Source organism: Endothiovibrio diazotrophicus, assembly GCF_054657215.1.
The window spans coordinates 50283-61562 of the sequence record NZ_BAAHXB010000021.1 but is presented as its reverse complement, the minus strand read 5'-3'; the positions used below and the strand labels follow the sequence as shown (position 1 = coordinate 61562).

At 58.2% G+C, this 11280-nt stretch carries 8 protein-coding genes; 4 read left to right on the top strand and 4 right to left on the bottom strand.

The window, feature by feature from the left end; all coding sequences use genetic code 11:
* Nucleotides 1-524: 524 nt before the first annotated feature.
* The 4 genes from ACYQ2W_RS08070 to ACYQ2W_RS08055 all read right to left on the bottom strand — a co-directional run bounded on the left by ACYQ2W_RS08070 (nt 525) and on the right by ACYQ2W_RS08055 (nt 5964).
* Nucleotides 525-704, bottom strand: coding sequence for a hypothetical protein (locus ACYQ2W_RS08070; RefSeq protein ID WP_459865080.1), 180 nt, complete (start codon nt 702-704; stop codon nt 525-527).
* 55 nt (nt 705-759) lie between these two features.
* Nucleotides 760-1959, bottom strand: a complete 1200-nt coding sequence (locus ACYQ2W_RS08065; protein WP_459865077.1) for a response regulator — start codon at nt 1957-1959, stop codon at nt 760-762.
* A 91-nt stretch (nt 1960-2050) separates the two neighbouring features.
* Nucleotides 2051-4663 carry an ATP-binding protein gene (locus tag ACYQ2W_RS08060; RefSeq protein WP_459865075.1) on the bottom strand — a complete coding sequence of 871 codons (2613 nt, stop codon included), beginning with the start codon at nt 4661-4663 and terminating at the stop codon, nt 2051-2053.
* Nucleotides 4660-5964 (bottom strand): class I SAM-dependent methyltransferase, encoded by a 1305-nt coding sequence (locus ACYQ2W_RS08055; RefSeq protein ID WP_459865072.1) that lies wholly within the window; start codon nt 5962-5964, stop codon nt 4660-4662. Before ACYQ2W_RS08055 ends, ACYQ2W_RS08060 begins: the two co-directional genes overlap by 4 nt.
* A gap of 1345 nt (nt 5965-7309) precedes the next feature.
* Between ACYQ2W_RS08055 and ACYQ2W_RS08050 the strand changes: the two genes are divergently transcribed.
* From ACYQ2W_RS08050 to ACYQ2W_RS08035, 4 genes are all read left to right on the top strand, one after another.
* Nucleotides 7310-8989 (top strand): VWA domain-containing protein, encoded by a 1680-nt coding sequence (locus ACYQ2W_RS08050; protein ID WP_459865070.1) that lies wholly within the window; start codon nt 7310-7312, stop codon nt 8987-8989.
* A 99-nt stretch (nt 8990-9088) separates the two neighbouring features.
* Entirely contained in the window at nt 9089-10015 is a 927-nt protein-coding gene (locus ACYQ2W_RS08045) for a hypothetical protein (RefSeq protein WP_459865068.1), read from the top strand.
* 90 nt (nt 10016-10105) lie between these two features.
* Nucleotides 10106-10624, top strand: coding sequence for a hypothetical protein (locus ACYQ2W_RS08040; RefSeq protein ID WP_459865066.1), 519 nt, complete (start codon nt 10106-10108; stop codon nt 10622-10624).
* A 143-nt stretch (nt 10625-10767) separates the two neighbouring features.
* A complete protein-coding gene (locus tag ACYQ2W_RS08035; RefSeq protein ID WP_459865064.1) occupies nt 10768-11175 on the top strand; it encodes a hypothetical protein in 408 nt (135 codons plus the stop codon).
* Nucleotides 11176-11280 lie beyond the last annotated feature (105 nt).

Here is an 11280-nt window from a genome sequence, read left to right as displayed (position 1 = left end):
CCCAATTCTTGGGGTCTTCTTTTTTGTTGTTTCAATGTGCTAGGTATCCGTGAGATGGAGGGCCAGGGGGAGGGGGCGATGGCCCCTACCTGACTACCCACCGGCCACGGAGAAGCCGATGCCGAGTAAAGTGAGCGTCGATGGAGGGGAGCCGGAGGCGGGGTTGGTTGCCACAAACGGCGCTTTGTCGTCGGCGTTGGCGGCGCAAGTGAGCTGGGGGGGGACTACCCGCGGCGGTTGTCACCCGTACGTGGAAACGTTCGCAATGGTCAGCAGAGGAAGGGGCGCCGCTCCCTGGGTCGGCGATCAAACGTGGGGGGAATCAAGGGAATTCTGTCGAGAACATCGATATTGTGTCTGGTGTGAACTCCTCACCGGTCAGCTCATCGATCAGGTAATGGTAGGCCCAAAAGCTGAGGGCTTGGCCCCCGATGATGGCGCAACGAGACCGCAGCGACTCGTCCATGTGGCCGACGAGAGAGTCAATGAGTTCGCTGAGGGGAGGGGGAGGGGGAGGGGGTGTGTCAGGCAAAACGGATGCGAGCTTTCCGCGCCCGGAGCGGCTTGATCAGCGCGTTGCCCGCCGCCAGCTCGCGCCCGGAAATCTCGCCCGACTGAACCCGTTGGAGATCACGGGCGCGATCCCGCTCCTTTTCGGCGGCCCGAGCGGCGAAAGGCGAGACGGGAGGGTTGCGGTTTTCCATGGGAAAACGACAAGTAACTCCGGTGACGGAGTCAACGGCGTGGCACGGTAGTCGCCTAGAAGTCCGCCATCTCCCCCAACCCCTCAAGCCGAGCCAGAATCCCGTCCATCCAATCAGGCTCCGTGACCTCTTCCTCAGCGGAGAGGGGGTCGGCGGGCAGGTCCGCCTGATAGGTCAACCCATCCCCGTAGCTCGTTTTGAACGCTCCCCCCAAGTGATAGGTGATGAGATAGGCAGTAAACAGGTCACCATGGAAAGGTCTGTCGGTGACTTCCACGCCGGAAGGGGCCGAGGTAAGAAGGGAACCTTCGGCGGGGAAAGTGACAGGGCCGGGAATGTTGACCATCAGGCGGATTCCGCCACCTTTCTCCTCCGCACCAAATACCGGTAGACGGTCGCCCCGCATTCGCTCCGCCTCCCGGAGCAGAATTCCGGCGAGCCTGCTGAACATCCCTTCGTTTCCGCGGATGGAGGGCAAGGTCTGCGGGAAACGCCGTTCGACCTCGATATCGATCTGGTCCACTGCGCTTTCCAGAACGGAGAACGGCTCGATCTCGTCATTCAGCGCGTAGTCGCCATCGAGTTGTTGTGCAATGTGGCGTCCCAGCCAGAACATGCCGTTGGCCTCCCGGTGGACCTGTTCCCACATCTTTTCCGGCTCCCAGCCCCGCGAGTCCTTCACTGGCATCGCCGGGGCGAGGTCGATCAGTTGGGTGAAGAACGCCCTCAGCGCTCCCTGAGCCCGCCGCAGACGATGCAGGGAACCGACCATGGCCACCAGTTCGCGCATCCGGTTGCTCTGGGCCTGTCGTTGGCGCACGCTGAGTTTCTCCTCCAGCAGGAGGCCCCGTTCCCGGCGCAGGGCGAAGAGTTCCAGGGCATGCTTCAGTTCCGCCAGCAACAGCTCGGGTTTCCAGGGCTTGGGAACGTAACGAAAGATCTCTCCGCGGTTCACCGCCTCGATGGTTTCCGGCAGGTTGGTGTAGCCGGTGGTGAGGATGCGCACGATCTCGGGGTGGCGCTCCCGCATCAGGTCGAGCAGTTCCACACCGGGCTTTCCCGGCATCCGCTGGTCGGTGAGCAGCACGCCGATCTCGTCGCCATGGGCGTCCAGCACCTCCACCGCCGCATCGACGCTCGGCGCGGTATGGACCCGCAATTCGCGGGAGAAGTAGCGCTTGAACCCTCGCAACGCCTGCTCCTCGTCATCGACGAAGAGCACGGCGAAGCGTTGGTAGTCAATGGGGCTTTTCATGTGAACGGATACCTCGGTTCCGAGAGGGGCACTCCCTCCGGCTGAATGGTGTGGATAGAGCGGCGGTAACGGGAGTAGGACACCATCGGCTTCACTCCCCGATGGGAAGCTCGAAGGAGAACCTCGTCCACTCTCCCCAGACGCTCTCGACGCGCAGCTCGCTACCGTGATTCTCGACAATGGTATGGCTTACGCTCAATCCCATGCCCATCCCTTCGCCGACGTCACGGGTGGTGAAGAAAGGATCGAAGACCCGCGACAACCGCTCCTCCGGAATCCCGGTACCGTTGTCCCAGACGGAAAAACGCAGGAATTCCCCGACGGGCTCGCAGCGGACGCGGATCATCCCTTCCGCTCCCCGGTTCGCTTCGCGGATCGCCTTGGAGGCGTTGCTGATCAGGTTGATCAGCACTTGGATGATGTGGGATTGGGCGCCCCTGGCGGTATGGGAACCGGCAATCTCCGTGACCACATCGATCCCCTCCAACGCCTTCTTCGTCGATCTCATGGCGACCCTCACCGCCTTTTCCACCGGAAAAGTGGCGCCCACGCCCTCGCCGGAAGGGTGGGCGAAGGTGCCGAGGTCCTCCACGATGTCACCGATTCGCCCCATGCCATCCTCGATGTCGGCAAGCGCCTCCCGTCGATCCTCGTCTTCCATGATGGTCGGATCGTCTTTCAGCACGCCGAGCGCCATCGTCGTAAAGTTGAGGGGATTGGTGATCTCGTGGAGCATGCCGGCCGAGAGCGTGCCCAGGGCGTTGAGCTTCTCTGAGTGGATCAACTGGGCCTGCGTCCGGTGCAAGTTGTGGAGGGCTTCGGAGAGCTGGAGATTCCTGGTCTCCAGCTCATCGAAGAGTCGGTGCCGCTCCACCAGATTGCGTACCCGCGCCCGCAGTTCCGGCAGCATGAACGGCTTCGGCACGAAGTCGTCCGCCCCTTCCTCCAGGGCCTGCACCTGGACCTGCTTTCCCTCCTTGGCGGTCATCAGGATGATTCGCGTGTTGTCCAGAACGGCCTCGGCCCTCAGTCGGCGGGTGACCTCGAAGCCGTCCATCTTCGGCATCATCAGATCGAGCAGCACCAGCGCTGGACGATATTCCAATGCCGCCTGGATGCCGCTCTCCCCGTCGGCGACGGTGAGGACGTGGAAATTCTTTTCCATGATCCGTTGCAGATAGCGCCGCATGCTGGCGTCATCCTCGATGACCAGGAGTCGCGGACGTTCATCCGGGCGTTCATCGTCGCCGGCGGCAGTTGGTGACTCCTCCCAATTCTCGCTGCCCACCACGTGTCTCGCCGCCGCCCGATGCAGCGCCTCCAGCTCGTCGCCGGCGGCGCCGGAGTTGGTTGGTGCTTCCGGACCGAGCCCACTCTCCTCCATGAGCGGCAGGACAACCCGGAAGGTGCTCCCTTTGCCCAACTCACTCTCCACTTCCACCCATCCCCCCAGCAGCGTCGTCAACGACTGAACCAGGGAAAGTCCCAGGCCGGTGCCCTGGAAGCGGCGGGTCGATGACCCGTCCACCTGACGGAAGCGATCGAAGATGTGCGGAAGCTCCGCCTCCGGGATACCGATACCGCTGTCGGCCACCTCGATGGTCGCAAACCGTCCGGCCTCCTCCTCCCGCACACCGGTGGTGAGCCGAATCCATCCCCCGCGCTCGGTGAACTTCACGGCGTTGTTGAGAAGGTTCACCACGATCCGCTCCAACGCACCCACGTCGCCCGACACCACCAGCGGGTCGCCATGAAGGGTCTGCTCCAGGCGCACCCCTTTGCCGGAAGCGATGTGGGCGCAGCCCGCGGCTTGCTCCTCGACCACCCGGTTGAGGGTCACCGGTCCCCGCGCCAGATTGTCCGCTCCCTCTTCGAGGCGGATGATCTCCAGCAGGTCATTGACCAACCGCAACAGCCGATAGGCGTTGCTCTGGGCGATGCGCAGTGGCTCACGGATCGACTCGGGCACATTGCGTCGCAGCTCCAGCAGCTCCTGAATCGGGGAGAGGATGAGGGTCAGCGGGGTGCGCAGCTCATGGGAGACGTTGGCGAAGAACTGGGACTTCAACCGGTCCAGCTCCGCCAGTTCCGCATTCTGCTGGCTCAGTTGGTAGTTGAGCCGGAATTCGTTGAATCGATGCACCGACTGGAGATGGCTCGCGACGACGCAGATGATGCTGGTAGCAACCAGAAAGAAGACGTTGTTGATCAGAATGTCGCCGACGGGGCTTCCCGAGGGCACGAGCCACAGGTGACCGAGGCAACCAAGGCCGTAGAGCAGCAGCGTGCCCGCGGTCACCACGACCGTTTCGGCGATGGTCCACGGGAGCAACAGCGACATCACCACCGCGATCAGGTTCAACCCGGCGTAGTAGGGGGAGTTCGCTCCCTCCGTCAGTGCGATCATCACCGAAATCGACAGCGCGGCGGTCAAGGCGGCGAACAGCCCCAACCGGTTGACGATCTGCGGGGAGCCTTTCAATGTGATCGCATAGAAGCCGAAGAAGATCGCGATGAAGATCCCCCGAACCAGAATCAGTTCCGTGAAGTGCTGCGGGTAGACCACCCAATCCAGTATCCCGAACAGCGGCATGAACGCAACGTAGAGCCAGATCCCCATCTGGACCCGTTTGTGGCGCAGTTGCTGGTCGGCGACGGTGTAGAGTTTCCGGAGCTTCTCGTCGAAGTCGTCGGTGTCCATCATTGTTCTTCCGGCTTCCTGATTTCCAAACACAGGTTGATCCCTGTCCGGTCGGTGTAGGTGCGTTGAATGCCTACTTTCGGTGCCAGACTCTCCATCTGGGATTCATTTCTGTAGATGAGATACCACTCCATTGTGTGTTCCATCATAAACCGGTTCGGGTTGTTCGTATGCATGTTAGTGACAAACACCAAACCGCCCGGTTTGGTGTGTCGATAGAAGAGTTCGAGCAGCTTTCCGCACACCTTGTCGGAGAGGTAATCGAACAACCCGGCGCAGTAGACGAAGTCGAAGGTATCCAGGTCGTCGTTGTCCTTCCGTTTGTTTGAGGCGTTTTTCAGCAGGGTGTGGACCGATTGGTGAACGAATTCCAGGCCCGGTGACCGACCGCTCTCCGCCACCGCCTGTCCGATCTGCTCCCGAGCGGAATCGATGGTCTCCTGATTGAAATCCATCAACCGAAAATCGGCGGCCGTGGCGATCGAATGATTGCGGATGAAGCGGGAGACTTCGTGGGCCGATCCGCAGCCGACACTGAAGGCGCTCAAGCGCCGACCCCGCTGCATCACCCGGTGGGTCTCATCGACCAGGTATTCGACCAGGGTGTCGTTGCGGTGGCGAACCGACTGGGGAATCGGCGCCCGGATGTAGAGGGTGTTGACCATCTTCGAGTAGGTGTCGCGCCCCATCAGCCGGTCCCGGTAGATCATGTTGATCATCTCGTAGTCGCCGGGGTAACCGAGGGGCTTGGCGTAGACCCGGTGGACGAACGGCGCGGTCAGGAGCAGGGGGTGGAGATCCCGCTGGGTAAACGACTTGTGGATCGACACCAGTTCCTCGGGAATCTGCTCCGCCTCTTCCTCGAAACGCTGGGAGAGCCGATTCATCCGCTCGACGAACGGCGCCGCGATGCCCTCGAAGGACTCGCGGGGCAGCTCATCGTCCGCGGAAGAGGAGGGGGGATAGTCCAGATCGACCTGGTGCAGCCATTGATGGAAGCTGAGCAGGAACGACCGGATCTCTATCACTGCCAGTTGGTAGCCGGGGTGAAGCCGGTGGGCCTCCTCCCACTCATCGATGAAGGCACAGGTCTCCCGGTGGAGCTTTTCGCCGCTGTCGAGGATGTGGGAGAGGTCATGCCAATCGTCAACAGGAGTGACAGAGACGATCAGCATCAGACCGGTGTTGACCAGGTTGGAGACCACCCCGCGCCCCTGGTAGATCACCCCGCTGTTTCTGCGGATCGTGATCTGTTCCAGCACCTCACTCAGCTGAACCACAGAGTAGGGGTTGTAGACCTCCATCACGATGCTGGTCCGATTGAGACTGAGGAGCGTACCCCTCGCCTGGAGTCCCTGGCTGTTCCTGAACGTGACGAGGCTTTGTGCGGCAACACCCTGATTTGACATGAAGTTCACCTTTTTTTGATGTCTCTGAGCAATAGAACGATCTCCCCATCGAATGCCGATGGGGTATTCCGAATACTGCGGGTGATTTGAGGTTTTCTCCCCTTTGGAATCGCCGACGCCGTGGCGGTCGCGCAGGGGATTGGCATGGGGAGCGTGTCAGTATAAGGCGCTATTCGTGTAAGCCTTGTCTGAGTGATATGCGGCAATTAACCCGACATGGTCTGGTTGATAGAAAGCAGACCGTGGAAGGTTTGAATAGCGAAAACGGTACGTTTGTGGAAATGACGGGCGTGCGAAAACGTGGATGCACGATTTCGTTTCCAAGAGTGAGATGTTTTTAAACAGACGTTTGGCCGCTTGATGGCGGTGAGAGGTTGCGATATCTACCAAATAGGACAGCAGTACCGCCTACACGGTCCCCCCGAAACATCGTGGGTAAAGGACTCAAGGTGGGGTGTGGTAGGGTGTGTGCCGGAGTGAAGGTCGATCTGCGCGATCAGGGATCGCCGATTGGGTGGGGGGGACATGTTGGTGGTCAACCCCAACCTCGTGCGCGCCGGCCTCGACCTACTGGAGTTCCCAACGATCTACACCCTTCAGCAGGCCATCCGCAGTTCAGGTGGTTTGGCCAGCAGGAGGCGGTGCGGGTGATCTTTCTCGGCTATCGGGGGGCCGACCAAGCACCGCATGCCTGGAACCGGTGGTCAAGAAGAACGCTGCCTCCCCAAGTGCCTTGGTCGATGTGCCGGAGAGAGGCTTTGATGTGTTCAAACAAAGTCGGAAGAGCGTCGAGGTGGAGTTGGTGCGGCGGTTGGTTGCGTAGCGGAAACGGGGATGGCAGGGCGGTCACCCCATCTTGATTCCCTGATTACATCTGGTGGTTGAGGGGGTCCCTTCTTCCCCTTCATTTTACAAGGCGCTCTAAAAATACTACTGAAACGGTAGATTTCATATCGAGCACATACAATTTGTGTCGATATTTAAGTGCGCTAAGTGTTGCTTCGTGCTTTGGCAGAGTTTTTGATTCTTTCTCTCCTCAAATTTTCAGAATTTTCTTACAAATATATTAGATAAATTTCTGTTATCGTTCTTATCGAAAAAGCTCCTCGCGAGCCTTTCTCAAACGACTCCAGCGGTTCCAAGTCTGGGGGAGGCGCCATCAGATCCATCCGGGAAGCATTTTCTCGTGATCTCGCCCAATCCTACGAGAAATGGACACCAGAAAATGAGGAAATATGTAGTGAGAACCAAAACATTGAAACGTTTGTTTGGCGTGTTGGTCCTATCGGTCTCTTCTCTGGCATGGGCTGCTCCCACCGTCACCATAGACAGCCCCAATGACGGGGCCACAATTGAAGCGGACAACGTCACGGTTTCCGGTCTGGCCACTGCCGTGGGAGGTGGCGCTGGAATTGATCTAATTCTGGTGCTAGATGACTCCGGGAGCTTGAGCAGCACTGATCCAACCCGCGATCGATTCCAGGCAGTTCGGGAGTTGATGAACAGCTTTGGCCCCAGCGTCAATATTCACCTCGGAATGGTGTTTTTCACCGATAGCGCCAGCGTTGCGGTGCCCCTCACCGAAGTCTCTAGTGTTGCTGCCGCTGTTGAGCAGGCCATCACATCACATGCGTCGCCTGGTGGTAACACCAACATAACCTCCGGTATCAACGAAGCGGCTTCGCAGTTCAGAGCCAATGGACGTAGTGGGGCCAGTCAGGTAATGGTGGTCTTTACTGACGGCCGGGACGGATCCGATCCTGCTAGCGCGGCATCCAATGCCGCGGCTTCTGGAGTCACCGTAAATGTGGTCGGGCTTGGGTCTGACAGTAGTTATCAAGCTGCCATGCAGGAGATCGCCACAAGTGGAGGCGGTGTGATGCTGGCGGCAACCAATCCGGACGAGTTGCGCGCTTTGTTCCGCTCTGCCCGTTTCGTGGATATCCAGGGTGTCGCGGTAGTCAACCAAACCACCGGTGTCTCGGCTCCGGTGGTTAACGTTAGTGCAGGCGCGTTTACTACCTCCGTCGATCTCGGGGTCGGAAGCAATGACATAGTGGTGACCGCAACCGACACCGATGGTGCCAGCGCTACTGCACAGGTGACGGTAACCCGCCAAGTTATCCCCACGCCGGCGCCTACCCCTACCCGAAGCGTCAAGCTACGCCCACAGGTTTTGATGGCCGGGTTCGATCCGATGCTGCTCAACATTACTGATGACCAATTCAACGTGGTGGCGGTAGTTCGCGAAGGTGCCACTCCGATTTCTCAGGTCTCGCTCTCTGAGAACACGAGCGGTTTCCCCGTCGCTATGACCTACGCCGGCGATCTAGAGGGCGGTGACAAGGTGTATACGCTGACCTACAGCTTCGCTCGGGGATCGATCCCGATGAACACTCAGCTGCCCAATCTTTTTGGCAGTCAAGTGGGTGAGTACAACATCACTGTGGTTGATGCCGGGCAGATGCGTCATTCGTTCCCCAACCTGGAGTATGGCAACAACCCCGACCTTGCCGTGACCTCGGAAGCGTCTTCTGGTTCGAGCTACACGCAAGCGGGCCCCAAGCGAGTTAAACCCCAGCCAGTTATGGTTGGGTTCGATCCCGCGCTGCTCAACTTCGGTGACACCTCGTTTGATGTGAAGGCGATCGTTCGCGAAGGCATTACCTCAATCAGAAGCGTTACTCTGCGCAATGGGGGAACCTTTGCTCAAACAATGCAGTACGTCAGCACGCTGGCCAACGGGGATCAGATGTACAAAATCACCTATACCTTCCCTCGCGGCTCCTTCCCCACGGGAGCTTTCCGCGACCTGTTTGGCGAGGAGCAAGTTTCGGAATTTCGGGTAGAGGTCACGGACGAAGGTCAGCAGAGCCACTCTTTCCCGGCGCTGGAGATGGGCAACTACCCTGCAATGTAGTCGGCCATAGGCGGCGGCAGCCGGCATTTTCGTCGGCTGCGCTTTGGCCCCTCCATATTGACTCACAATACCGATCCATATTTTCTTAATGAGGTCAACATGAATTACCGCACGATCGGGGTCGCTGTATCGGCCCTTCTGCTCACTACATCCGCGATGTCCACTTACGCCGTGGATGCCAATTCGGTACTTAGCGGCCTATTCTCATTCAATACTGGGGGCACGACGTCGGGAACCGGTGTTGCCTACGACGCCACCGCTCGTTTGAGCCCGCAGGTGATTGCGGGCGGCATCTCTCCCTCCAAAATCGACTTGGCCGATACCGAATTCGACATCGTCGCCATCATCCGCCCCGGAATTCTCCCGCTGGGTACGGTGTCCTTCCGGTCTTCCACTGGAACCTTTTCCCTAGCGATGCAAGCGGCGGGTGTTCTTCCCAACGGGGATGAAATCTACAAGAGCACCTTCACTTTCAGTCGAGGTGCGTTCGGCACTACGACTATGGCCACTACGTGGGGGGATTCGTCGGGCCAATACAACGTCCAGGCGGTGGACTCCGGGCAGCAGCGTACCCACAGATTTCCAGAGCTGATCGTGGGCAACTACCCCGAGCAGACAGCTTCAACCAGTTCGCCTTCGACAGTTTCCTACAATTCTACCAAGCGCTTTGCTCCGCAGGTGGTGATGGCGGGCTACAGCCCTGCGTTGCTCGATATTGCTGACGAACACTTCGATGTTATAGCGATTGTCCGTGATGGTGTGCTGCCTATCAGCCAAGTGTCGGTTAGCCAAAATCAGGGAGGGGGGTTCTCCGCGCTGATGCAGGAGGCAGGTCACCTGGACAACGGTGACAAAGTCTACACTATGACTTACACCTTCCCTCGGGGGTCGCTGGGCTCGAATACGACGATCTCCACCGTATGGGGCGATGAACCGGGCCAGTTCAAGATCCAGGCAGTCGATGAGGGACAGCAGCATACCCACGCTTTTCCCGACATCGAGTTTGGAAACTATCCGGAGATTTGATCCATTCTTCGCTCAATCTAGGTGCGCGGATGCGTTTTAGCGCTCCGTGTTCCCTAGGTAGCTCTACACCGTTTGAATACCGATTGATCTATGAACTACAACATCTACTCTCTGAAGGGCTTCACTCTTCTGTTTTTCCTGTGCGGCATGATTTTTCTGGCCCGAGCTTCCACGGCGGCCGGGTTCCTGGGTCAACCCGCCCTCCCGAGCGGCGAAACTTCGGTAACAATGGAACTTGACACGCATTGGAACGATGGGGGTGGAGCCAGAATTCAGGCCACCGTCAAAGTAGCGAACCAAGGCGAGGTCGAACGGGAGGGTGAGTTGAGGGTAGTATTGATGGCGATCAACGGGAGAATCGATTTCGATAAGGTCGAGATCCAACTGAAGCCCGAGGATACGGAGGCGCCCAGCGAAGTTCAGCGGGGATTCTACTTAATCAGCCGGTTGCCGGTCGCCGCCGGAACGAGCCAAGAGTTCAAGTTCGCCATAAAGTTACCCGAAGAGGTGAAGAGATCGACCGCACCATTACAACTGTTCGCACTATATCAGTCCCCGTCGAATGCCGAGGAGAAGTGGATGTCCCGTGATGCGAAGATGCTCAACTAGACCGGTAACCCCCCTTCATGTGTGCCCAAAAACATCGTTTTCGTCCTGTTCAAATGCTTAGCAGAGCTCTTTCCTTCGTTCTACTCCTGAGCGTCTTCAACAGTATCCATGCCGAAGACTTTACGCTTCATGGAGTGGGAGTAATGGCGGGAAGCCGTACTGCCTATCTTACGCTTCAAAACCAGGAATTTCGCGCGCACGAGGGAGATACCATCGGCCAGTGGACGGTGGTTTCGATACAATCACGGGCAGTTGAGCTAAGGGGGACGGACGGTACTACAAAAGAATTACAGCTCAATCGTCGAGCCGCAAAGGACGGTATTGGACAGGCAACTTCAACTCCTGTAGAACCACTCCAGTCATTTACCGACAGCGAGGATGCGCCAGCTGTGATCGCGCCTCCCCCACCCAAAAAAATCCGCGACGGGGTATATCGTTTGGAACCCAAATTCGTCGAAGATAAAGACGTGCCTGCTGGTTACGTGAAAAAAAGATCGTTGTTTGGAGATTATTTGATCAAAGAAGGTCACGAAGAGAATGCCAATGACTAACCCAGAGCCATATAAATTACTAACTTGGTAAATGTTTTAGGTTGGTAGCGTTTCGATAAGTTGATGAACGAACTATTGAAGTGATATGTGGCGCGTTGAGATGTG

Coding starts and splice junctions, on each gene's coding strand:
- ACYQ2W_RS08070 (WP_459865080.1), bottom strand. CDS start 704: ATGGAAAACCGCAACCCTCCCGTCTCGCCTTTCGCCGCTCGGGCCGCC.
- ACYQ2W_RS08065 (WP_459865077.1), bottom strand. CDS start 1,959: ATGAAAAGCCCCATTGACTACCAACGCTTCGCCGTGCTCTTCGTCGAT.
- ACYQ2W_RS08060 (WP_459865075.1), bottom strand. CDS start 4,663: ATGATGGACACCGACGACTTCGACGAGAAGCTCCGGAAACTCTACACC.
- ACYQ2W_RS08055 (WP_459865072.1), bottom strand. CDS start 5,964: ATGGAGGTCTACAACCCCTACTCTGTGGTTCAGCTGAGTGAGGTGCTG.
- ACYQ2W_RS08045 (WP_459865068.1), top strand. CDS start 9,089: ATGAATTACCGCACGATCGGGGTCGCTGTATCGGCCCTTCTGCTCACT.
- ACYQ2W_RS08040 (WP_459865066.1), top strand. CDS start 10,106: ATGAACTACAACATCTACTCTCTGAAGGGCTTCACTCTTCTGTTTTTC.
- ACYQ2W_RS08035 (WP_459865064.1), top strand. CDS start 10,768: ATGGCGGGAAGCCGTACTGCCTATCTTACGCTTCAAAACCAGGAATTT.